Source organism: Amycolatopsis kentuckyensis, assembly GCF_041679295.1.
Taxonomy (GTDB): domain Bacteria; phylum Actinomycetota; class Actinomycetes; order Mycobacteriales; family Pseudonocardiaceae; genus Amycolatopsis; species Amycolatopsis kentuckyensis_A.
On sequence record NZ_JBGDMD010000006.1, the window covers coordinates 95334 to 117915 of the forward strand.

The following is a 22582-nucleotide window of genomic DNA, read 5'->3' on the forward strand; positions in this document are numbered from 1 at the left end:
ACGTCCGTCCCATACTCCGGAATTCCGGGAATAAAACCAAACACTCCGGCGAGCGGCGCCGAATCCCCGGGCAGGTTGGCGAGAGGAGCGGATTTGTCCGTTGTCCACCGAGGCGCCGCGGCCTTCGCAGTGTTGTTCCGACGACGAAGACTTGGCCGCTGAGATAGGTCCGCCGCACCGCGTCCACACCGCGCAGGACGTGGTCGGCACCCTGCTCAGGGGCAACTGGGCGATCTTCGCGCACGAGTGGGCCGATCCGGACGGGATCGACCCGAAGCACTGGCGGGACGTCGTCGAGGCCGCTTCGGAGGCGGCCGGGGTCGACGTCGAGTTCGTGGTCATCCCGCGCCGGTCCCTGACCGTCGTGTTCAACCGGGCGGCCCCGCCCACCTTCGAGCAGGTCCGCGCGTCGATCGAGGTGATCGAGGCGCATCGGCGTTAGTTCCACCCTGCGGACTCCGTTGCCGCTCTTTCACGCGAGGCGTAGCTCTGGCGATACCGACGTGGAAGAGAATCGGCCAGCGGCGCGCAGCGCCTCCTTTGAGGGCGGCGGCGGGGGCATGGATGGAGGACGGAATGCCGGTGGAGTTCCTGGGCATCGGGGGCACGCACGACGGGTCGGAGACGCACGCCCGGTCGGGTGGGGTGTTCGACAAGGAGTACACGCTGCGCCTGGCCCGCGCGCACGAGGACTTCGGCTGGGACCGGGTGCTGTTCGCCTACGGCTCCGGCTCGCCGGACCCGGCGCAGGCGGCCGCGTACGTCGCCACGAAGCTCGACAAGCTGCAGATCCTGCTCGCGCACCGCCCGAACGTCTCGTACCCGACATTCGCGGCGAAGACGTTCGCGACGCTCGACCAGATCTCCGACGGCCGCCTGACGGTCCACTTCATCACCGGCGGCAACGACCACGAGCAGCAGCGCGAAGGCGACTACCTGACGAAGGACCAGCGCTACGCCCGGACCCGCGAAGCCATCCAGATCATCAAGAAGGCGTGGACGTCAGACGAGCCCTTCGGCTTCGAAGGCGAGTACTACCGCTTCGCCGACTACGTCTCCGACGTCAAGCCGGTGCAGCAGCCGCGTCCGGGCGTGTCGTTCGGAGGCTCGTCACCGGCCGCGTACGCCGCCGGGGGCGCCGAAGCGGACATCTACTGCCTGTGGGGCGAGCCGCTGGCCCAGACCGCGGAGCAGATCGAGTCGGTGAAGACCGCGGCGCTGGCGGCCGGCCGCACGGACGTGCCGCGGATCCAGGTGGCGTTCCGCCCGATCATCGCGCCGACCGAGGAGCTGGCCTGGGAAAAGGCGTACGCGACGGTCGGGGCGATCAAGGACCGGACGAAGGGCGGCCAGCCGCTGACCCGGCGGCACAAGCTGACCGAGCCGGAGAACACGGGCTCCCAGCGGCTGCTGGCGGTGGCGGCCCAGGGTGAACGGTTCGACCGCGCGCTGTGGACCCCGACGGCGGCCGCGACCGGCGGCGCGGGCAACTCGAACGCGCTGGTGGGGACGCCGGAGACGGTGGCGCAGGCGTTGCTGGACTACTACGACCTGGGCGTCGAGATCCTGTCGGCGCGGGGCTACGACATGCTCGGCGACACGATCGACTTCGGCCGGTACGTGATCCCGATCGTCCGGGAAGAGGTCGCCAAGAGGGACGCCGAGCGCGCCGCCAAGGCGATCCGGACCCCGGCGGAGGACGCCCTGGCCGTCGACGGCTGACCCGCGCCCACCTGCAGGAACCCAGTAGCCACCTCGCGAACGCGAGGTGGCTACTTTTGCCTCTGGTCCTCCGCCCATCGGGTACGGAATGATCCATTGGTGACTCCTGGGCGACCGGCCAGACACTGCGGGCTATCGTCTGACCCGTCCAGGAAAGCTCCGTGACACCTTGGATACCGGCGAAAGAACCTAGAGATTTACCAACCGTCACGGGACACTGGCTGAGGTAACTCACGTACCGTGACTGCCCCATGACCGAACGATCCTTTCGTCACCATCGGTCATGCGAGGGGCGCGGTCTGCACAAGAGGTCGGGAGAAAGCGCATGGCAGCTCCGCGGGATCGCGTCACGTTCCGCGAGGTGTTCGGGATCGCCGAGTTCCGCGCGCTGTGGTTCGGGGAACTGCTCTCGATCACCGGGGACCAGCTGGCCAGGGTCGCGCTGTCCATCCTCGTCTTCACCGCCACCGGCTCGGCCACGCTGACCGGCCTCACCTACGCCCTGACCTTCGCCCCTTCGCTGCTCGGCGGCATCTTCCTGACCGGCCTCGCCGACCGGTTCTCGCGCCGGACCGTGATGGTCGTCGTCGACCTCGTGCGGGCCGGGCTGATCCTGCTCGTCGCCATCCCGTCGCTGCCGTTCTGGGTGGTCTGCGTCTTCGTCGCCGGCGTCTCGCTGCTCAACCCGCCGTTCAAGGCCGCGCAGCTGGCGCTGCTGCCGCAGATCCTCGAAGGCGACCGGTTCGTCGTCGGCATGGGCGTGCGGACCATGACCGTGCAGTCGGCGCAGCTGCTCGGGTTCGCCGGCGGCGGTGCGCTGCTGCTGGCGCTCGACCCGCACCTGGCCCTCGTGCTCGACGCCGTCACGTTCCTGCTGTCCGCCGCCTTCGTCCGGTTCGGCGTGCGTTCGCGGCCGCCGGCCGCGAACGCCGAGAAGCGGAAGTCCTTCTTCGCCACGATCGGCACCGGCGGCCGGGTGGCGTTCGCCAACCCCGCGCTGCGCGCGCTCGTCCTGTTCACCTGGCTGATGGGCCTGCTGCCGGTCTACGAGGGGATCGCCGCGCCGTACGTCTCGTCGGCGGGCGGCGGCCCCGAGCTCGTCGGGCTCCTGCTCGCGGCCGACCCGGTGGGCAGCGTCCTCGGCACGTTCGTCTTCACGCGGTGGGTGCCCGCGGCGGCGCGGCCGAAGCTGATCGGGCCGCTGTCGGCGCTGTGCGCGGTGCCCATGCTGGTCGGCTTCGCGCAGCCGAACCCGTGGGTGTCGATCGCCCTCTTCGTCCTGTCCGGCGCGTTCGGCTCGGTCGCGCTGCTGCAGGCGACGGCGTCGTTGACGCTCGCGGTGCCCGACGAGAACCGAGCCCAGACCATGGGCCTGTCGAACACGGGGTTGACGACGATGCTCGGCGTCAGCCCGCTCATCGGCGGGGTGCTGACGGACTTCGTCGGGGCGCAGACGACCGTCGGCATCTTCGGCGTTGCCGGATTGATACTTACGGCTCCGCTCGCGCTCGCGTGGCGGCGCTCGCGGCTTTCAGGGGCGGGCGAAGGCGGGCATGACTATGAGACCCAGCGCGCCGAACACGCCTGAGCACGCTCGACACGCTGGCTTCGTCATCGCGACCTTGCGGCGCGGCTCCGGCTCACTGATCTCTGGAACGCATCGCTGGCCACCCTTCGATCCGGCGTCCCGGAAAATGTACACACCTAAGGCCCTTGTGGACAGACGGCAAACGGGCTGAAACTGTCCGTGAGTGGTTCATCACCACCACCGAGCGCAAGGGTTTGGGGGAAAAATGGTCACATTGGGGGAACGGTCTGGACAAGGCGTGATTTCTGGTGTTGCGGGCTGGGCGCTGTGGCGGCGGCCGCCCCGCTGGATCGCTGTCACGCTCGCGGCGATCGCAGTACTGGTGGGCTGGACGGCCGTCGCCACGGTCACCACCACGATCACGCTGAAGCACCTGGGCATCCTCGGCCTGCTGGCCGCGCTCGCCCTGGCGCAGACCGAGGTCAGCCGTCGGATCGAGCGCCAGCGGCGCATCCTGAGCGACGGCCCGCACATGAACATGACGTCGGTGTGGCTGCTGCCCGCCGCGCTCCTGCTGCCGACGCAGCTGGTCACCTTGCTCGGGGTGACGCTGTACGTCGGCCTGGCGCTGCGCAGCTGGTCGGGCACCCGTCCCGGCCAGCCGCACCGGGTCGCGGCGAACGCCACCAGCGCGACGCTGTCGGCCTGCTCGGCGGGGCTGGTCACGCACTTCTCGACGGGGCTGAGCGTCCCGGCCGTCACCCTCGCGGTGGCGGTCTACTTCGTGGTCAACGCGGCCCTCACCGGCCTCGGTCTCTACCTCGCCAACCCGGAGGAGGCGACCGTCGAGAGCTGCCTGGGGGGCATGGACGACAACCTCCTCGAGCTGTCCACGCTGTGCGTCGGCGGGCTGCTGGTGATGGTGCTCGGCCAGGAGCCGCTGCTCTCGGTGCTGGTCATCCTCCCGCTGTACGTGCTGCAGCGGTCGGTGCTGATCAAGCGGCTCGAGGAGCTGGCCACCACCGACCAGAAGACGCAGCTGCTCAACGCGACGACCTGGCAGGACGGGGCACAGCGGGAGATCTCGCGCGCCGAGCGCGACAACGGCAGCTTCGGCGCCATGATGATCGACCTCGACCACTTCAAGCGGATCAACGACACCTACGGGCACCTCGCGGGGGACGACGTGCTCAAGGCGGTCGCCGCCGTGGTCAAGCAGGAGACGCGCGCGCACGACCTGGTCGGCCGGTTCGGCGGCGAGGAGTTCGTCGCGCTGCTGCCCGCGACGTCCAAAGAGGACGCGATCGTGACCGCGGAACGGATCCGGCAACGGGTCAGCGAGCTGATCATCAGCACGAAGACCAACGAAGGCGCCGCCGTCGACATCCAACGCCAGACGGCGTCGATCGGCGTCGCCGCCTACCCGCTCGACGGGTCGTCGATCGAGGAAGTGATGGCGTCCGCCGACGCGGCCGTGTACGCGGCCAAGCACGGCGGGCGAAATCGGGTGGTGGGGTCCGCGGAAGCGGCCCTCGCCGCGGCTTAGCGCAGCCGGTCGATGACGTCGCTCGCCTTCGTCTGGAGGCGGGCGACGCCGCCGACCGTGAATTCGGTGAGCAGGTCGATCAGGGCTTCCTGGTCGGGTGGCTCGCCGTCCCACGTCGCCTGCACCAGTGACTCCGTCATCGCGAAGAAGAGCGTGACGAGCGCGCGGTCGGCGCGGCCGGAGTCGATGCCGTGGGCCGCCCACCGCTTGCGGGCCGCGCCGGCGTAGACGACGGCCAGCCTCTCCCTCAACCGGGTGAGGGCGGGGTCGCCCGCGCGCTCGGCCGCGCGGAGCACGCCGTAGGCCTCCGGGCTGTCCGCGACGAAGGTCACCATGTTGGCGTAGTTGGCCCGCGCCCAGGCCCGCAGGCCGGGCTGCGGGTCGGTCACCGACGGGCCCGCGATGGCGGCGAACGCCTGCTCCTCCGTCACGGCCACGACCTCGGAAAACAGCGTCGCGCGGTCACCGAACTGCTCGTAGACGGCCTGGCGGGAAACGCCGGCTTCGCGCGCGATCTGCTCGATCGTCGCGCCCTGCATCCCGTGCTGCGCGACGACCTTCGCCGTCGCGTGCAGGACGCGGGCGCGCTGCTCCCCGACCGGGAGCTTGCGCGGCCGCCCGCGCGGAGCCGGGCTTGACATGTGGTCCACCTCACGTGACTCTTTTTCCGACACCTCTGTCCAAAAAGGTGTTCCCCGCGCACTCGACCTGCTCAACGAGGAGCAAGCATGCGTATCTTCTCTCGCCGCGCCCTGTGCGCGGCGGTCGCCACGGTTTCCGTCCTGGTCCTGGTGGCACCCGGCGCCTCCGCCGCGTCCTTCTACGATCCCCCTTCACCCCTGCCGGCCGGGAGCAACGGCGACGTCATCCGGCACGAGACGTCGACGTTCTACATCGACCCGGTCAAGCTGATCAAGGCCGACGCGAGCGTGCAGCGGATCATGTACCGCAGCACCGACACGCACGGTTCACCGATCGCCGTCACCGGCACGGTGCTGACCCCGCGCTCGGCGTGGCACGGCGCCGGCGTGCGCCCGATCGTTTCCTACGCCGTCGGCACGCAGGGCGAGGGTGACGACTGCGCGCCGTCGAAAGCGCTTGCCGCCGGGTTCGAGTACGAGGGCCCGTTCATCGCGGGGCTGCTGACGCGGGGCTACGGCGTCGTCGTCACCGACTACGAAGGGCTCGGCACGCCGGGCGACCACACGTACGTCAACCGGGCCGCCGAGGGGCACGCGGTGCTCGACGCGATCCGCGCGGCGCAGCGGCTGCCGGAGGCGGGGCTGCCGGACGACGGCCCGGTCGCGATCGCGGGCTACTCCCAGGGCGGCGGCGCGTCGGCCGCGGCGGCGGAGCTGCAGCCGAGCTACGCACCCGAGCTGAAGCTGAAGGGCGCGTACGCGGGCGCGGTGCCGGCGGACCTCGCTTCGGTGGCGAAAAACCTCGACGGCCACTACGCGGTCGGCTTCCTCGGCTTCGCGCTGGTGAGCATGAACTACGCGTACCCGGAGCTGAACATCCCGGCGCTGCTCAACGCGCGTGGCAAGCAGCTGTTCGAGCAGGTCCGGACCGAGTGCACGGTGGAGGCGATCGCGGCGCACGCGTTCACGCAGTCGTCGACGTTGACGACCGATGGCCGCTCGCTCACCGCGTACCTCGGTGAGGAGCCGTACGCGTCGCGGGTGGCGGAGCAGAAGATCGGAACGTTGAAGCCGTCGGTGCCGGTGCTGATCGTCCACAGCGCGCTCGACGACATCGTGCCCTACGCGCAGGACCGCGACCTGGGCCGGACGTGGTGCGGCAAGGGCGTGAAGGTGCAGTTCAGCACGTCACTGGTGCCCACGCACGTGCTCACCGCGGTGCGCGCGTTCCCGGAGGCGTTCGCGTGGCTGGAAGGCCGCTTCGCCGGCCTCCCCGCTCTGAGCAACTGCGGCCTGTTCTGAGGTCTGCCGCAGCTCGGTCGTGAGTGAGAAACAGGGTTAGAACACTGTTTCTCACTCACGACCGGTGGGTCACTTGAGGCCGGTGGCTTCCGCGGCGGCGGGGTCGGAGTCGGCGAGGAACGTGCGGCAGCGGTCGTACTCCTCGGTCTCGCCGATCTTCCCGGCGGCCTTGCCGAGGACGGCGAGGGCGCGCAGGAACCCCTGGTTGGGGCGGTGGGACCACGGCACCGGGCCGAAGCCCTTCCAGCCGGCGCGGCGCAGCTGGTCGAGACCCCGGTGGTAGCCGGTGCGGGCGTACGCGTACGCGGCGACGGTCTCGCCCGCCTCCAGGGCCTTCTCGGCCAGCGAGGCCCACGCCTCGCTGTAGTCGGGGTGTTCGGCCGCGACGGCGGCCGGGTCGGTCCCGGCGTCGAGCGCGGCCTGGGCGGCGGTGTGCTCGGGCAGCAGCGTCGGCTCGGGGCCGAGCAGGTTGTGCGTCATGCCGCCCATTCTGCACGCGGGTCAGAAGAACAGGCCCGCGAGAACCCCACCACCGGCCAGGACCAGGGCACCGACGAGGACGGCGGCCACAACTCGTTTCGGCATCATGGCGCGACACCATGCCAACCCGCGCACGCCGAAAGCAAGTCGTCCACCCTTAGGGGTGAATCCCGATTTTGGCGGTCTTTGCCACTGTCCTGACCCACTCGTGACCATGACCGGCCATGATGTCCGGCATGGCCAAGGCAGTCGACGTCCCGGTGGACGTGATCCCGCGCAGCCCGATCGGCAAGACGCGGCTGTTCTTCACGCGGCACTGGCACCGCGGCGCCCCCGGCCAGCCGACCCCGGACTGGGTGCTCCGGTTCTGCTACGGGATGTGGCTGGCGGCGTTCGCGTTCAAGCTGCTGGGCTCGTCGTGGGACATGTCGTGGCACTTCATGTGGCTGCGCGACGACCTGGCTCCGCCGCACCTGATCAACACGGTCGGCACGGTGATCATCGTCGTGCTGGTGGCGATCCACAGCTACACGGGCCTGGGTGCGGACAAGACGTCGCTGCGCCTGATGCAGGCCGGCCTGCTGGTGTTCCTGGTGGCGGCGCCGCTGGACGTGATCAACCACCGCGTCAACGGCCTGGACCTGACCGCGTGGAGCCCGTCCCACATGATGTTGTACCTGGGCACGGGCATCATGCAGGCGGGCGTGCTGCTGGGCTGGCTCCGGCTGTCCCCGCCGGGCCGCTTCCGGACCGGCGTGCTGCTGGCGCTGTGGGCGTTCTTCCTGGAGAACACGTTCTTCCCGAACGGCCAGCAGGAGTACGGGATCCTGGGCCTGCGCGCGTGGGAGCGCGGGACGCCGGAGGCCGAGCCGTCGCTGCTGGACTTCGCGGCGAACCAGATCGGGCACCCGGTCGACCGGACCGCGGTCATGCACTTCACGATGCCGATCCCGGAGTGGGTGTACCCGCTGTGGGGCATCGGGGTGATGGCGTTGATCCTGGTCCTGGCGCGCAGGACGTTGGGTTTCCGCTGGGCGGCTTCCGCGGTGGCACTCGCGTACGTGGCCTACCGGTCGGTGATGTGGCCGCTGCTGCTGGGGCTGGGGTTCCCGGTGTCGACGGTGCCGTTCTACCTGCTGTTCGTCGGCTTGGCGGTGGACTTGGCGTTCGCGGTCGGGGCCGGTTTCGTACAGGCCGGCGCGGGCGCGCTCCTGGTGACGGCGTTCGGCTTCGGGGCGTTGTGGGTGCAGTCGCAGTTCCGGCCGTGGGTGCTGGGTGACACGCACACGGAGTCGGCCCCGCCGGTGGCGTACTGGACGGCGTTGGTGGTGCTGGTGGGGGTGTTCGCCCTCTGGGCAGCGGGGCCCTTCACCCAGAGGTGGACCGCTCGGCGAGGTCTCGGTGTAGCACCTCGCGCTACACTTGGTCCGTGAAGATCATCAGCCAGCGGGAACTCCGCAACGGCTCCGCGGCGGTCATGGACGCCGTCGAAGCCGGCGAGACCTTCCACATCACCCGCAACGGCGTGGAGATCGCCGAGCTGCGGCCGCTGACCCAGCGGCGGCAGCTCACCACCGAGGAAATAATAGCCCGGCGTCGGCGCTTGCCTCGTGTGAATGCGGCCGAGTTGCGCCGTGACGCAGACGAGTTCTTCGGTGAAGATCGCCTTACCGATGACGACAACCCCTGGGAACGGTCACGTGGCTGACCGGCACGAACTGGGCGTCCTCGACACCTGCGTCTACCTCGACCTCGTCGACCTGGATCCGGCGAACCTCCCGGTTGTCCACCAGATCACGACAATCACGATGGCCGAACTCCACCAGGGCGTCGTGTTGGCGAAAAACCCGGCCACCAAAGCCGCGCGCACGGAAGACGTTGCGGCGGCAATCGTGGACTACCTGCCGCTACCGTTCGACGCTGATGCCGCCACACGGTTCGGCTCGTTGGCAGCACTCACCGTGGCGGCGAAGCGCGATCCGCGACCACGCAAAATGGACCTGATGATCGCCGCGATCGCGTCCGTGCACGGCTTGCCGTTGTACACCCGCAATGCGAAGGACTTCAAAGGCCTCGAAAGCCTGCTGGAAGTCGTCGAGGTCTGAACACGACGAAGGCCGCCACGAGAGTTCGTGGCGGCCTTCGTGTTGTCCTACTTGAGCTTCGTCCCCGCCGAACCCAGCGCCTGGCAGGCCTCGACGACCCGCTGCGCCATCCCGGCCTCAGCGGCCTTCAGGTACGACCGCGGGTCGTAGACCTTCTTGTTGCCGACCTCGCCGTCGATCTTCAGCACGCCGTCGTAGTTCTTGAAGAAGTGGTCCACGATCGGGCGCGTGAACGCGTACTGCGTGTCCGTGTCGACGTTCATCTTCACCACGCCGTACGACACCGCCTCGCGGATCTCCTCCGGCAGCGAACCCGAGCCGCCGTGGAAGACCAGCTCGAACGGCTTCGCACCCTCGGACAGGCCCAGCTTCTTCGCCGCCGCCTCCTGGCCGCCCTTGAGCACGTCCGGGCGCAGCTTCACGTTGCCCGGCTTGTACACGCCGTGGACGTTGCCGAACGTCGCCGCCAGCAGGTAGCGGCCGCGGTCGCCCGCACCCAGCGCGTCGATCGTCTTCAGGAAGTCGCCTTCGGCGGTGTACAGCTTCTCGTTGATCTCCGCCTCGACGCCGTCCTCTTCGCCGCCGACGACGCCGATCTCGACCTCGAGGATGATCTTCGCGGCCGCCGTCTTGGCGAGCAGTTCCGCGGCGATCTCGAGGTTCTCGTCGAGGTCGATCGCCGAGCCGTCCCACATGTGGGACTGGAACAGCGGGTTCTGGCCGTTCTTGACGCGCTCCGCCGAGATCTCGATCAGCGGGCGGACGAAGCCGTCCAGCTTGTCCTTCGGGCAGTGGTCGGTGTGCAGCGCGACGTTGACGTCGTACTTCGCGGCGACGACCTGCGCGAACTCCGCGAGCGCGGTCGCGCCGGTCACCATGTCCTTGACCTTCTGGCCCGACGCGAACTCCGCGCCGCCGGTGGAGAACTGGATGATGCCGTCGCTCTCCGCCTCGGCGAACCCGCGGATGGCGGCGTTCACGGTCTCGGACGAGGTCACGTTGATGGCCGGGTAGGCGAACTCGTTCGCCTTGGCCCGGTCGAGCATCTCCGCGTAGACCTCGGGGGTGGCGATGGGCATCGTTACTCCTCCTTGGCACAGGGTGGTCCCGACCGCATCGTACGAGGTGGACCGCCGCCGCACACCGGTCCCCGGGAAGAAACTCTTCCGCACGTGGAATCGGTTCAGAAGGAGGTGTGTCCGGCCGCCGGGGGGAACCGGCGGCCGGACGGAGATCACAGCAGCTCGGCGGCCAGCGCGCGGTAGGCCGGCCACGGGTCCTCGTTGAGCACCTGGATGTTGACGTGGTCCGCCCCCGCCTCGAAGTGCGCCCGCAGGCCGGTCGCGATTGTCGCCGCGTCGCCGTGCAGGGCCAGCGCGTCCACCAGGCGGTCGCTGCCCTCGCCCGCGAGGTCTTCGTCGGTGAAGCCGAGTTTCCGCAGGTTGGCGACGTAGTTCGACAGACCCAGGTAGAACTTGACGGTCTTGCGGCCGATGGCGCGGGCCTCAGCGGCGTCGGTCCCCAGGACGACCTTGTGCTCCGGCGCCAGCAGCTTGCCCGCGCCGAGGATCTCCCGGGCGTCGCGCGTGTGCTCCGCCGTCACGAGGTAGGGGTGTGCGCCCGCGGTGCGGTCGGCGGACAGCTTGACGACCTTGGGCCCGAGGGCCGCCAGCGCGCGGCCGGCCACCGGGACGCCCGCCGCGTCCAGGCCGTCCAGGTATTCGACGATCGCCGCGTAGGGCTTCTTGAACTCCTGCGTGTGCTCGGGGTGGCCCGCGCCGATGCCGAGCAGGAAGCGGTCCGGGTACTTCCCGGCGATGCGCTCGTACGCCTTCGCGATCGAGGCCGGTTCGTCCTGCCAGATGTTCACGATGCCGGTCGCGACGACCAGGGAGTCCGTCGCGCCGAGCAGGTCGTCGACGTATTCGAGGTCGCCGCCGGGTGAGCCGCCCAGCCAGATCGCGGTGTAGCCGAGCTTCTCCGCCTCGGCCGCGAAGCTCGCGTCGACCTGCGCGTAGTGCCGCCAGATACCGATCTTGCCCAGTTCGATTGCCATGGAACACTCCAACGCGTGAGACGGCGATTTTCCTCCCGGGTCCGGCGAATTACTGTCGAAGGCATGACCAAGCTGGGAAACACCGACCTCGACGTGTACGGGCTCAACCTCGGCGGCAACGTCTTCGGCTGGACGGCCGACGAGCCGCAGTCCTTCGCCGTGCTCGACGCGTACACCGCGGCCGGTGGCAACTTCGTGGACACCGCCGACCTCTACGGCGGCGGAGGCGGCTCCGAGGAGATCCTCGGCAACTGGCTGGCCGCGCGCGGCAACCGGGACGACGTCGTCGTCGCGACCAAGGTCGGCATGTGGGACGGCCGGCCGGGCCTCTCCGCGAAGAACATCCAGGCCGCGGCCGAGGACTCGTTGCGCCGCCTCAAAACCGACCACATCGACCTCTACTACGCGCACCGGGACGACCCGGACACCCCGCTCGAGGAGACGCTGACCGCCTTCGACGCGCTGGTCCGCGCCGGCAAGGTCCGCCACCTCGGCGCGTCCAACTACAGCGCCGAGCGGCTCGCCGCAGCACTGTCCATTTCGGACCAGAACGGCCTCGCGCGGTACGCCGTGCTGCAGCCGCACTACAACCTCGTCGAGCGGGACTACGAGCGCGACCTCGCCCCGCTCGTCGAGCGCGAAGGCCTGGCCACGCTGCCCTTCTTCGCGCTCGCGAAGGGCTTCCTGACCGGCAAGTACCGCACGAAGGACCACGGCGTCGACAGCCCGCGCGCCGCCCGTGCCGAGTCCTATTTGGACGAACGCGGCGAGCGCGTGCTCGCGAAGCTGGACGAAGTCGCCGAAGCGCACAAGACCTCGGTCGCCGCGGTCTCGCTCGCCTGGCTGCGGCAGCAGCCGACGGTCGCCGCCCCGATCGCCAGCGCCCGCACGACCGAGCAGCTCACCGACCTCATCGCGTCGGTCGACCTGACGCTGACCCCGGACGAACTGGCCGCGCTTTCCCGCGAAAGCTAACTTACTGCGAGGTAGCTTACTGCGGGTAAGTTGAGGTACGGTGCCCTCAAGTGACGTCTAGGAGGGCACCGTGGCCAACCCGTTTTCGCTGCTGAGCGGCACCAAGAAGGTCGACGGCAAGGTCGTGCTGATCACCGGCGCCGCCCGCGGCATCGGCGCCGGCCTGGCCGAACGGCTCGCCGCGCGCGGCGCGAAGGTCGCGCTCGTCGGCCTCGAAGCCGACGAGCAGAAGAAGGTCGCCGACCGCATCGGACCCAACGCGCACGCCTGGGAAGCCGACGTCACCAGCTGGGACGCCCTCGAAAAAGCCACGAAGGGCGTCGTCGAGCACTTCGGCGGCATCGACATCGTCATCGCCAACGCCGGCATCGCGACCGCGGGCTTCGTCCGCTCGGTCGACCGCGCCGCGTTCGAGAAGGTGATCGAGGTCGACCTGCTCGGCGTCTGGCGCACGTTCCGCGTCACGCTCCCGCACGTCATCGAGCGCAAGGGCTACCTGCTCGCCATCTCCAGCCTCGCCGCGATCACGCACGCGCCGGGCATGGCGAACTACGCCGCCGCCAAGGCCGGCGTCGAAGCCTTCTCCAACAGCCTCCGCGCCGAGGTCGCCCACCTGGGCGTCAAGGTCGGCGTCGCGCACCCGACGTGGATCCGCACCGACCTCGTCGAAAGCGCCGACGCGCACCCCGTCTTCGGCAAGCTCCGCGCGTCGATGCCCGGCCTGATCGGCAAGACCTACCCGCTCGACGTCGCCCTCGACGACCTCGAAGCCGGCATCCTCAAGCGCGCCCGGACCATCCACGTGCCGCGCTGGGTCGGCGGGCTCAAGCTGCTCCGCGCGTTCCTCCCGCCGATCATCGAAATCGGCTCCCGCAGCCGGGTACCTTCGGCGGACAAGGCCGCGCTCGCCGACATCGAGGCCCGCGGCGCGTTCGAGTCGGCGGTCACCGGCCACGGCGGCCGGGCCGCCACCAAGGGGTGAAGATGTCCCGTCGTGACCAGATCCGGATGACCGACGACGAGGTGCGCGCGTACTTCGCCGAGCAGAAGGTCATCAACGTCGCCAGCATCGGCCCCAACGGCCGCCCGCACCTCGCGCCGCTCTGGTACTACCCCCATGACGACGGCGGCGTCGCGACCTGGACGTACGGCACTTCGCAGAAGGCGAAGAACCTCCGCCGTCTGCCGGAGGCGACCGTGCTCATCGAGGACGGCGACAGCTACGAGAAGCTCCGCGGCGTCTCGCTCGAAGCCGACGTCGAGATCATCGAGGACACCGAGGAAGTCACCCGGATGGGGATCACGCTCATGCAGCGGTACGCCGGCGCCAAGCCCGGCGACCCCGTCCCCGCCGAACTCAAGGGCTTCATCGCAGGTCAGGCTCCGAAACGCGTCGGGCTGGTCTTCCGCCCGACGAAGATCGTCAGCTGGGACCACACCAAGCTCGGTGGGACGTACTGATCGGTAGGGAGTACTTCCAAGTAACTGTTACCTGAGGTAACGTCATCTGGGCAGCATCCTCGAAGCAGCGGAGGCCGACAGATGACCGAGCGGTTCAAGGTCGTGATCGTGGGCACCGGGTTCTCCGGGCTCGGCCAGGCGATCCAGCTCGAAAAGGCCGGCATCCGGGACTACGTGATCCTGGAGAAGGCCGACGAAGTGGGCGGCACCTGGCGCGACAACTCCTACCCCGGGTGCGCGTGCGACGTGCAGTCGCACATGTACTCGTTCTCGTACGAGCAGAACCCCGATTGGTCGCGGTCGTTCTCGCCGCAGCCGGAGATCTTCGGCTACCTGAAGGGCGTCGCGGACAAGTACCGGCTGCGCGAGAAGATCCGGTTCGGCGTCGAGCTCACCGGCGCGCACTGGGACGAGGGCGAACGCCGCTGGACGGCGACCACGAAGGACGGCCGCGAGTTCGTCGCGCAGTTCCTCGTCTCCGGCGTCGGCGGCCTGCACATCCCGCAGGTCCCCGAGCTGCCCGGGATCGCGAAGTTCAAGGGCCAGACCTGGCACTCCGCGCAGTGGAACCACGAATACGACCTGCGCGGCAAGAAGGTCGCCGTGGTCGGGACCGGCGCCAGCGCCGTCCAGTTCGTCCCGAAGATCGCCCCCGACGTCGCCGAGCTGACGCTCTTCCAGCGCACGCCGCCGTGGATCATGCCGAAGCCCGACCACGCGATGCCGTCGTGGGCGCAGACGCTGTTCAAGCGCGTCGCCGGCACTCAGCGCCTCTACCGCAACGCGCTGTACTGGCTGCTCGAAGCGCGAGCCATCGGCTTCAACGGCCACCCGGCGATCATGAAGGCCGGCGAGCTGATCGCGAAGCGCAACATCGCCAAGGGCATCGAGGACCGCGCGCTGCGCAAGAAGGTCACGCCGGACTACACGATGGGCTGCAAGCGCGTCCTGATCTCCAACGACTACTACCCGGCGCTGAACCGGCCGAACGTCGACGTGAACACCTCCGGGATCAAGGAGGTCAAGGCGCACTCGATCGTCGACTCCGCGGGCGTGGAGCACGAAGTCGACGCGATCATCTACGGCACCGGCTTCAAGGTCACCGACGCGCTGGAGTACCTCGACATCACCGGCGTCGACGGCCGCAACCTCGCGAAGGAATGGGCCACCGAAGGGATGCAGACGCACAAGGGCATCAGCGTCTCCGGCTTCCCGAACCTCTTCTTCCTGCTCGGCCCGAACACCGCGCTGGGCCACAACTCCGTCGTGTTCATGATCGAGTCGCAGTCGCGGTACGTCGTCGACGCGATCAAGCTCGCCGACTCCCGGGACGCCGCCGCGCTCGACGTCCGGCCGAGCGTGCAGGACAAGTTCCAGCAGGAGATCCAGGACAAGCTGGTCAAGGGCGTCTGGACGCAGGGCGGCTGCAAGAGCTGGTACCTCGACGCCAAGGGCGTCAACCGGACGATCTGGCCCGGCTTCACCTGGCGCTACTGGCTGGAGACGCGCAAGGTCGACCCCGCGGACTACGAGCTGTCCGGCCGGGCGTCGTGACCTCCCCGGACGAGCAGCTGGTGCTGCACGCCCGGGACGTGAAGTTCGACTGGGCGGCGCTGCCGATGCACTGGGTCCCCGGTGAACCGCAGGCCACGCACACCATCAACGTCCTGCACCTGGCGCTGCCCGAGGGTGAGCGCTGGTTCGTCGAGGTGTTCAAGCAGGCGGTGCCACTGATCCGCGACGAGCGGCTCAAGGCCGACGTCCTGGGGTTCATCGGCCAGGAGGCGGTGCACGCCGAGGCCCACGACGGTGCGGCCGCGCACCTCGAGGCCGCCGGCGTCCCGGTGCGGCCGTTCGTCGCGCAGATGGAGTGGCTGTTCCGGAAGCTGCTCGGCGACCGCGACCTGACCGGGCGCGCGGCCGAGGAGTGGCTGGTCGAACGGCTCGGGATCGTCGCCGCGATCGAGCACTACACGGCGTTCCTCGGCCAGTGGGTGCTCGACGCGCCCCTGGAGGAGGCGGGCGCCGACCCGGTGATGCTCGACCTGCTGCGCTGGCACGGCGCCGAGGAGGTCGAGCACCGGTCGGTCGCGTTCGACTTGTTCATGCACCTCGACGGGCGCTACACGCGCCGCGTGCGCAGCATGGCGGCGGTGACGCCGGTGCTGGCGTGGGTCTTCGCCCGCGGCACGCGATATCTGATGCATAACGATCCGACGCACCCGGGACGCGCGTCGCTGCGGGGTTACCGCCGGGCCGCTCGCCGAGGCCTGCTGCCGAGCGGGCGTCAGCTGCTGCGGGAGATCCGGCCGTATTTCCGGAAGTCGTACCACCCGACGGAGACGGGGAACACCGAGCAGGCGGTGGCGTACCTGGCGAGTTCCCCGGCGGCCCGGGCGGCCGGGTGACGCTCGGCCGGCCCGCCCGGCTGGACGGCAGCGGCCGGACCGACCACCTGATGTCCACTTTGGTCGGTGTCGTGGGCGTTTACCGCCGGATGTCGCGATTCAGCGGCCGCCGCCGGCCGCCCGTGCGCGAAGTCGACCGGAACCTGCCGCTGGTCGTCGAAGCCGTCGAACCTGAGGCCGAAGGCGTGGTCAGCCTGCGCCTCGGGAATGGGTCGGTGTTGCCGGGCTGGCGGCCGGGGGCGCACCTCGACCTGGTGCTGCCGTCGGGCCTGGTGCGGCAGTACTCCCTCTGCGGCGATCCGTCCGAAAAGGATCATTACCGCATTGCCGTGCGGAAGATCGGCGTCGCGTCGGCCGAGGTCCACGCACTGCAGCCGGGCACGCGGGTGACCGTCCGGGGCCCGCGCACCGCGTTCCCCTTCGTCGGCGGCGGACCGTTCCTCTTCATCGCCGGCGGCATCGGGATCACGCCGATCCTGCCGATGGTCCGCGCGGCCGCGGCGAAAGGCGCGGACTGGCGGCTGGTCTACACCGGCCGCAGCCGGGAGTCGATGCCGTTCCTGGACGCACTGGAGGGCGACGACCGCGTCCGGATCCGGCCGGACACCGAGTACGGCGTCCCGGCGTCCGGCGCGGAACTGCTGGAAGATCTGCCCGAAGGGGCGGCGGTGTACTGCTGCGGCCCGGTGCCGATGATCACCGGCGTCCGCGTCGACTTGGCGCTGACCCGCGCGGAAGCCGTCCACTTCGAACGGTTCGCCCCGCCGCCGATCGTCGACGGCGAGCCGTTCGAGCTGACTTTGCGCAGGTCAGGGCAGGTGCTGCACGTTCCAAGCGACCGATCGGCGTTGGACGTGCTCCTCGAAGCGCGCCCGGCCACGCCCTACTCGTGCCGCCAGGGCTTCTGCGGGACGTGCGCGGTGCCGACGGCCGGCGGCGGGTCGATGCGGATCTGCGTCGACCGCGGCACCACCGCGCTCGACCTATGACTCCGCGGGCAGCCAGGCGCCGATCACCGGCTTGAACTCGCGGACGCTGCGCTCGGCGACGACGCCCTCCAGGAAGTACGGGTCCCGGTCGATCGTCTCCTTGAGGTGCGCCTCGTCGTCGGCCTGGTAGAGCGTGAGGCCGCCGGTGCCGTCGCCCAGCGGGCCGGCGACCGCGACGCGGCCTTCTCCGGCCAGCTTGCTCAGGAACTCGCGGTGCCGCGGCCGGACCTCCGGCATCTTCTCCTGGACGTAGGTGATTTCGACGAGGAACCAGGCCATGGGGCTCTCCGGGGTCGGGCGGGCGGTACGCGTCCGAACCTACCCGTGTCGTGGCGGGCGATCTGTGGCGACGGCAAGCCAACCCGATAGGCTGGGCGTGCGTCAGTACCTGTGTGAGCGCTGTGAATACCGTGAACCTGCTGACGCGACACACCGTGCAAACCGGGGTCGAGGACAGGCAGGGGTTCATGCTCGAGGGCAATGCGGAACGCAGCGTCGAGGCGACCCTCGGCCACCTGCGGGTCATGGACGGTCCGGCCCCGGCGCAGACAGCCGCGCCGCTGACCCTCGAAGACCTCTACCGCCAGCACCGGATGCGGCTGGTCCGGCTGGCGATTCTGCTGGTCGACGAGCCCGCGACGGCGGAAGACGTCGTCCAGGAGGCCTTCACCGGCCTGCATCGCAACTGGGGGCGGCTCCGGGACGCGGCGGCCGCCGTCGGCTACCTGCGCACGGCCGTGGTCAACGGGTCGCGCAGCGTGCTGCGCCGCCGCAAGACCGCCCGCGAGTACGTGCCGCCGCACGCGGTCAACGCGCGGTCCGCGGAGAGCCTCGCGATGCTGTCCAGCGAGCACCAGGCGGTGGTCAGCGCGTTGTCCAAGCTGCCGCCCCGCCAGCGCGAAGTGCTGGTGCTGCGTTACTACGGTGGGCTGAGCGAAGCCGAAATCTCTGAGGCCGCAGGCATTTCCAAGGGTACCGTTAAGTCGACCGCCAGCCGGGCGCTCGAGGCACTACAGAAGGCCATGCAGGCCCCACAGTGACCCGGGTGGACCATTCCGATCACTGAGTCGTATCACCATGCTTGGTCCAGACCAATATATGCTGGGGTGCGTGAGAGGCGCCGGAGATTTCGTGATCATGGGCGGCCGGGTCGCTGCCCCGGACCGTGTACTCGACGACGGCTGGGTAGCCGTCTCCGACGGGCGGATCGCCGGCGTGGGTTCCGGGACCCCGCCGTCGGGCGAGCACGTCGACGTCGGTGGGGCACTGGTCGTGCCCGGGTTCATCGACACCCACTGCCACGGCGGGGGAGGTGCTTCCTTCACCTCCCTCGATCCCGAAGAACTCCTGACGGCGGTGCGAGCGCACCGCCGTCACGGCACCACGACCATGCTCGCCAGCCTGGTGTCCGACCCGGTGGACATCCTGCGTGACCAGGTCGCGGCGCTGCGTGAGCTCGTCCAGGACGGCGAGGTCGCGGGCATCCACCTGGAGGGGCCGTTCATCTCGAAGGCCCGCTGCGGGGCGCACGACCCGGAGACGCTCCTGGAGCCGGACACCGGCACGGTCGACAAGCTCCTGCGCGCCGGCCAGGGCGCGATCCGGATGGTCACCATCGCCCCGGAGCTGCACGGCGGCATCAAGGCCGTCCGGCAGCTCGCCGAGTCGGGCGTCATCGCCGCCATCGGGCACACCGACGGCGTCGAGGAGCAGCTGCTGCCGGCCATCGACGCGGGCGCTTCCGTGGCGACGCACCTGTTCAACGGCATGCGGCCGCTGCACCACCGCGAGCCGGGGCCGGTCGGGGCACTGCTCGATGACGAGCGCATCACGATCGAGCTCATCTGCGACCTCGTCCACCTGCACCCGACCGTCGTCCGGCTGGCCGCGAAGCACGCGGGCCGCAACCGGACGGTGCTGATCACCGACGCGATGTCGGCCACCGACGCCGCCGACGGCCGCTACACGCTGGGCCGCCTCGAGGTCGACGTCCACGACGGCGTCGCCACGCTGGCCGACAACGGCTCGCTGGCCGGCAGCACCCTGACGATGGACACCGCCTTCCGCAATCTGGTCGGGGGTGCGAAACTCGGCATCCTCGACGCGGTGCACGCGACGTCGCAACGGCCCGCGGAGCTGCTCGGCATCGCCGACCGCACGGGGATGCTGTGCCCCGGGTACGTGGCCGACATCGTCGTCCTCGACCAGGACCTGCGGCCCGCGAAGGTGCTGCGCCGGGGTGAGTGGGTCGCCGAGGTGGGTACGGCTACCTTGAGTACCTGAGACTTCGAGGAGACGGGCGGAGATGAGCGAGCCGAAGGACCCCGAGCAGTTGCTGGCGGACGCCCTTCGCGCGCAAGCCGTCTTCGCCCCTTCGGCGTCGCCGCCCCAGTCGCCGTCGCAGTCGCCGTCGCCGTCGCGGGAGAAGGAGAAGGACGCCGTCGCGCCCAACGAGCTGCCATCGGCGTACGGCCTGCTCTCGGGCGCGAGCGCGGACTCGCTGGAGCGCGAGCGGGCGGCGCTGGACGCGGCCTCCGAGGCGCCCACGGCGTACTCACCGCCACCGCCGCCCCCGCCGCGCCAGTCGGCGCAGCTGCCCGCGTACTGGATCCTGCTGCTGGCGGTGCTGCTGGGCCTCGCCGCGGGGTCCGTGGTGGGCCTGCTGACGCTGGTCTGACCGGGTCTCAGTAACGACTCAGGGTGACCCTGTACCGTTTTTGGGGTGATTCTCGCCCAGAGCACGGTCAACACGATGTCGCTGCTGCCGTCATGGCTGGACCCGCAGCACCTGCTGAGCGGCCTGACGACGCCGGTCATCGCGGTGCTGTGCCTGATCATCTTCATCGAGAGCAGCATCTTCCCGGTGCTGCCCGGTGACTCCCTGCTGTTCACGGCGGGCCTGTTCATCGCGAACGGCACTCTCGACGCGCCGTTGTGGCTGGTCTGCGTGCTGGTGACGGTCGCGGCGCTGCTCGGCAACGTGGTCGGTTACTACATCGGCTACTTCGTCGGGCCGAAGCTGTTCAGCCGCCCGGACTCGAAGTTCTTCAAGAAGGAGTACGTCGACAAGACGCACGAGTTCCTGGAGAAGCACGGGCCCAAGGCGGTGGTGCTGGCCCGGTTCGTGCCGTTCGTCCGGACGTTCATCACGTGGATCGCGGGCATCGGCCGCATGGACCCGAAGCGCTACTTCACGTACACGGTGATCGGCGGCATCCTGTGGGCCGCGGGCATCACGGTGCTCGGATCGCTGCTCGGCGGGGTGTCGTTCATCGCGAACAACGTCGACGCGATCTTCGTGCTCATCGTGCTCGTGTCGGTGGTGCCGATCGTGTTGGAGTACCTGAAGGCGCGGCGCGAGAAGAAGTCGGCTCCCGCCGAGACCGACCCCGAGGTCACGCAGCGGATTCCGCGGGTGCGGGACTGACGTACTGGACTTGAAGGGCCCCACCGGTCGGCGGTGGGGCCCTTTCCGTTTCGGCCGCTGCTGCGATGACGTGAATGACTCATTCATGTCGTCTGGTGACGTGAATGAGTCATTCACGTCGTTTGGTTACCGGGCTCCGGCGACGTGAGGCGGGGCGGCTCACGGACGCGGCCCCACCACCGAGGCCCGGCCAGCCGAGTGACGCCAGGCCGACCGGGCGTTCCGCCGAGACCCCGGGTCTCGGCGGTCATGAACGACCCGTTCACCGCATCCGGCGAGATGAACGACTCGTTCATGACGTTGCCAGCCGCCAGACCGGCCACTCCGACCCGCCTTCGCCGAGACCCAGTCGCCACACGACATGAATGAGTCATTCATGTCGCCAGGTGACATGAATGAGTCATTCACGTCGTTCGGCGAGCCGGCCAGACCCGCGACCAGCCGTTTTCGTCGGACCCCCGCGGTAACGTGAAAACAGGGGTCCCCTGGGCGGGGACCCCTGCGGTCAGCTCGGGGTCAGCTCAGGTCGGCCCAGGTCGGCTCAGGTCATCGAGAACATCGACCCCGGGTTGAACAGGTTCCCCGGGTCCAAAGCCGCCTTGATCTGCCGGTGCACCCGCATTCCCACCGGGCCGATCTCCCGCTCCAGCCACTCGCGCTTGATCTTCCCGACCCCGTGCTCGCCGGTCACCGTCCCACCGAGGGACAGCCCGACCTCGAGGATCTCGTCGAACGCCCGCCGGGCACGGGCGAACTCGTCGGCGTCATCGGGCTGGTAAACGATCGTCGGGTGCATGTTGCCGTCGCCCGCGTGCCCCACCACCGCGATTCGCAGCCCCACCTCGGAGCTGATCTTCTCGCACCCGCGGATCAGCTCGGCGATCCGCGTCCGCGGCACGCAGACGTCATCGGTCAACCACTGCCCGTACGTCTCCAAAGCCGTCAGCACCACCCGACGGGCCTGCAGCAGCATCCGCCCCTCTTCGAGGTCCTCGGTCGTGTAAGCCAGGTCGGCCCCGCAGTCCACGCAGATCTGCTCCAGCGCCGCCAGCTCGCGGCGCGCGACCTCGCCGCCCGCGTCGGACTGCCCCAGCAGCAACGCCTGGCAGTCCGAGCCGGCACCCAAGTCCGTCTTCAAGTACGTCTCGGACGCCTTGATCGACGACGCGTCCATGATCTCCAGCAGGGACGGCACCAGCCCCTCCCGCACGACCCGCGCCACGGCCTCGCCGGCCGCCTCGGTCGTCGAGAAGCCCGCGACCAGCGTTGCCGGGGCCTGGGGCAGCGGCTTCAGCTGGACCGTCGCCTGCGTGATCACGCCCAGCGTGCCCTCGCTGCCGACGAACAGCCGCGCCAGGTCGTAGCCCGCCACGCCCTTCACCGTGCGGCGGCCCGTCTTCAGCAGGGACCCGTCCGCCAGGACGACCTCCAGGCCCAGCACCGAGTCCGTCGTGACGCCGTACTTCACGCAGCACAGGCCGCCCGCGTTGGTCGACAGGTTGCCACCGATCGTGCACCAGTCGTAGCTCGACGGGTCCGGTGGGTAGAACAGCCCGTGCTTCTCCACCGCGTTGCGGAAGTCCAGGTTGACCACGCCCGGCTGGACGACCGCCAGCCGGTTGCCCGGGTCGATCTCGACGATCTCGTTCAGCTTGGTCAGCGACAGCGTCACGCAGCCGTCGATGGCGTTCGCCGCGCCGGACAGGCCGCTGCCCGCCCCGCGCGGCACGATCGGCACCCCCGCCTCGGCGCACGCCTTGACGACCGCCTGCACCTCCTCGACGTTCGCGGGCAGCACCACCGCCAGGGGCCGCCCCGAGGGCGCCAGCGGCATCATGTCGCGCGCGTACGACGCCGTGACGTCGGTGTCGGTGAGCACCGCGCTCTTGCCGAGCAGGTCGCGCAGCCGGGTGACCAAAGCTTCGTCGCTCATGGCTTTCAT

Annotated in this window: 24 protein-coding genes; 18 read left to right on the forward strand and 6 right to left on the reverse strand. The window is 69.6% G+C overall.

What is annotated here, in order from left to right:
• Positions 1-151 precede the first annotated feature (151 nt).
• From ACERZO_RS25615 to ACERZO_RS25630, 4 genes are all read left to right on the forward strand, one after another.
• Positions 152-442 (forward strand): hypothetical protein, encoded by a 291-nt coding sequence (locus ACERZO_RS25615; protein ID WP_372667313.1) that lies wholly within the window; start codon positions 152-154, stop codon positions 440-442.
• A 134-nt stretch (positions 443-576) separates the two neighbouring features.
• Entirely contained in the window at positions 577-1722 is a 1146-nt protein-coding gene (locus ACERZO_RS25620) for an LLM class flavin-dependent oxidoreductase (RefSeq protein ID WP_372667314.1), read from the forward strand.
• Positions 1723-2047: 325 nt separating this feature from the next.
• Positions 2048-3310, forward strand: coding sequence for an MFS transporter (locus ACERZO_RS25625; protein ID WP_372667315.1), 1263 nt, complete (start codon positions 2048-2050; stop codon positions 3308-3310).
• Between the two features lie 322 nt (positions 3311-3632).
• Positions 3633-4796: a GGDEF domain-containing protein gene (locus ACERZO_RS25630; protein ID WP_372667882.1), complete on the forward strand. Its 1164-nt coding sequence runs from the start codon at positions 3633-3635 to the stop codon at positions 4794-4796.
• On the opposite strand, the gene ACERZO_RS25635 is transcribed toward ACERZO_RS25630, so the two are convergent.
• Complete coding sequence (locus tag ACERZO_RS25635; protein ID WP_372667316.1) at positions 4793-5437, reverse strand: TetR/AcrR family transcriptional regulator; 645 nt, start codon at positions 5435-5437, stop codon at positions 4793-4795. The genes ACERZO_RS25630 and ACERZO_RS25635 overlap by 4 nt on opposite strands.
• A gap of 87 nt (positions 5438-5524) precedes the next feature.
• On the opposite strand from ACERZO_RS25635, the gene ACERZO_RS25640 reads away from it, so the two are divergent.
• Complete coding sequence (locus ACERZO_RS25640; protein WP_372667317.1) at positions 5525-6739, forward strand: lipase family protein; 1215 nt, start codon at positions 5525-5527, stop codon at positions 6737-6739.
• 69 nt (positions 6740-6808) lie between these two features.
• Here ACERZO_RS25640 and ACERZO_RS25645 read toward each other — a convergent pair whose 3' ends face one another.
• The gene (locus tag ACERZO_RS25645) at positions 6809-7219 is read right to left on the reverse strand and encodes a DUF3151 domain-containing protein (RefSeq protein WP_372667318.1); all 411 of its coding nucleotides are present in this window, start codon (positions 7217-7219) and stop codon (positions 6809-6811) included.
• 236 nt (positions 7220-7455) lie between these two features.
• Here ACERZO_RS25645 and ACERZO_RS25650 point away from each other — a divergent pair, with 236 nt between their 5' ends.
• From ACERZO_RS25650 to ACERZO_RS25660, 3 genes are read left to right on the forward strand one after another with little or no spacing between them, the layout of a single operon-like run.
• Complete coding sequence (locus ACERZO_RS25650) at positions 7456-8652, forward strand: hypothetical protein (protein ID WP_372667319.1); 1197 nt, start codon at positions 7456-7458, stop codon at positions 8650-8652.
• The gene (locus tag ACERZO_RS25655; RefSeq protein ID WP_372667320.1) at positions 8649-8927 is read left to right on the forward strand and encodes a type II toxin-antitoxin system Phd/YefM family antitoxin; all 279 of its coding nucleotides are present in this window, start codon (positions 8649-8651) and stop codon (positions 8925-8927) included. Before ACERZO_RS25650 ends, ACERZO_RS25655 begins: the two co-directional genes overlap by 4 nt.
• Complete coding sequence (locus tag ACERZO_RS25660; RefSeq protein WP_372667914.1) at positions 8920-9324, forward strand: type II toxin-antitoxin system VapC family toxin; 405 nt, start codon at positions 8920-8922, stop codon at positions 9322-9324. The genes ACERZO_RS25655 and ACERZO_RS25660 overlap by 8 nt, the downstream gene beginning before the upstream one ends.
• A gap of 47 nt (positions 9325-9371) precedes the next feature.
• Here the strand turns inward: ACERZO_RS25660 and fbaA are convergent, their stop codons facing one another.
• A complete protein-coding gene (fbaA, locus tag ACERZO_RS25665; RefSeq protein WP_372667321.1) occupies positions 9372-10403 on the reverse strand; it encodes a class II fructose-bisphosphate aldolase in 1032 nt (343 codons plus the stop codon).
• A 155-nt stretch (positions 10404-10558) separates the two neighbouring features.
• Positions 10559-11380 (reverse strand): LLM class F420-dependent oxidoreductase, encoded by an 822-nt coding sequence (locus ACERZO_RS25670; RefSeq protein WP_372667322.1) that lies wholly within the window; start codon positions 11378-11380, stop codon positions 10559-10561.
• A gap of 63 nt (positions 11381-11443) precedes the next feature.
• Between ACERZO_RS25670 and ACERZO_RS25675 the strand changes: the two genes are divergently transcribed.
• The 6 genes from ACERZO_RS25675 to ACERZO_RS25700 all read left to right on the forward strand — a co-directional run bounded on the left by ACERZO_RS25675 (position 11444) and on the right by ACERZO_RS25700 (position 17213).
• Positions 11444-12355 carry an aldo/keto reductase gene (locus tag ACERZO_RS25675; RefSeq protein ID WP_372667323.1) on the forward strand — a complete coding sequence of 304 codons (912 nt, stop codon included), beginning with the start codon at positions 11444-11446 and terminating at the stop codon, positions 12353-12355.
• A gap of 70 nt (positions 12356-12425) precedes the next feature.
• A complete protein-coding gene (locus ACERZO_RS25680) occupies positions 12426-13337 on the forward strand; it encodes an SDR family oxidoreductase (RefSeq protein WP_372667324.1) in 912 nt (303 codons plus the stop codon).
• Positions 13338-13339: 2 nt separating this feature from the next.
• A complete protein-coding gene (locus ACERZO_RS25685; protein ID WP_372667325.1) occupies positions 13340-13816 on the forward strand; it encodes a pyridoxamine 5'-phosphate oxidase family protein in 477 nt (158 codons plus the stop codon).
• A gap of 81 nt (positions 13817-13897) precedes the next feature.
• A complete protein-coding gene (locus ACERZO_RS25690) occupies positions 13898-15370 on the forward strand; it encodes a flavin-containing monooxygenase (RefSeq protein ID WP_372667326.1) in 1473 nt (490 codons plus the stop codon).
• Positions 15367-16224 (forward strand): metal-dependent hydrolase, encoded by an 858-nt coding sequence (locus ACERZO_RS25695; protein ID WP_372667327.1) that lies wholly within the window; start codon positions 15367-15369, stop codon positions 16222-16224. Before ACERZO_RS25690 ends, ACERZO_RS25695 begins: the two co-directional genes overlap by 4 nt.
• Positions 16225-16274: 50 nt before the next feature.
• The gene (locus ACERZO_RS25700; protein ID WP_372667883.1) at positions 16275-17213 is read left to right on the forward strand and encodes a PDR/VanB family oxidoreductase; all 939 of its coding nucleotides are present in this window, start codon (positions 16275-16277) and stop codon (positions 17211-17213) included.
• On the opposite strand, the gene ACERZO_RS25705 is transcribed toward ACERZO_RS25700, so the two are convergent.
• Positions 17208-17492: a YciI family protein gene (locus ACERZO_RS25705; RefSeq protein WP_372667328.1), complete on the reverse strand. Its 285-nt coding sequence runs from the start codon at positions 17490-17492 to the stop codon at positions 17208-17210. The genes ACERZO_RS25700 and ACERZO_RS25705 overlap by 6 nt on opposite strands.
• A 188-nt stretch (positions 17493-17680) precedes the next feature.
• Here ACERZO_RS25705 and ACERZO_RS25710 point away from each other — a divergent pair, with 188 nt between their 5' ends.
• From ACERZO_RS25710 to ACERZO_RS25725, 4 genes are all read left to right on the forward strand, one after another.
• Entirely contained in the window at positions 17681-18253 is a 573-nt protein-coding gene (locus ACERZO_RS25710) for an RNA polymerase sigma factor (protein ID WP_163046624.1), read from the forward strand.
• Positions 18254-18344: 91 nt separating this feature from the next.
• On the forward strand, positions 18345-19496 hold the full coding sequence (nagA, locus tag ACERZO_RS25715) for an N-acetylglucosamine-6-phosphate deacetylase (protein ID WP_372667884.1): 1152 nt from the start codon (positions 18345-18347) through the stop codon (positions 19494-19496).
• Positions 19497-19518: 22 nt separating this feature from the next.
• Positions 19519-19890 carry a hypothetical protein gene (locus ACERZO_RS25720; RefSeq protein ID WP_372667329.1) on the forward strand — a complete coding sequence of 124 codons (372 nt, stop codon included), beginning with the start codon at positions 19519-19521 and terminating at the stop codon, positions 19888-19890.
• A gap of 45 nt (positions 19891-19935) precedes the next feature.
• Positions 19936-20640, forward strand: coding sequence for a DedA family protein (locus tag ACERZO_RS25725; RefSeq protein ID WP_372667330.1), 705 nt, complete (start codon positions 19936-19938; stop codon positions 20638-20640).
• Positions 20641-21181: 541 nt separating this feature from the next.
• Here ACERZO_RS25725 and ACERZO_RS25730 read toward each other — a convergent pair.
• Positions 21182-22573, reverse strand: coding sequence for an FAD-binding oxidoreductase (locus ACERZO_RS25730; protein ID WP_372667331.1), 1392 nt, complete (start codon positions 22571-22573; stop codon positions 21182-21184).
• Positions 22574-22582 lie beyond the last annotated feature (9 nt).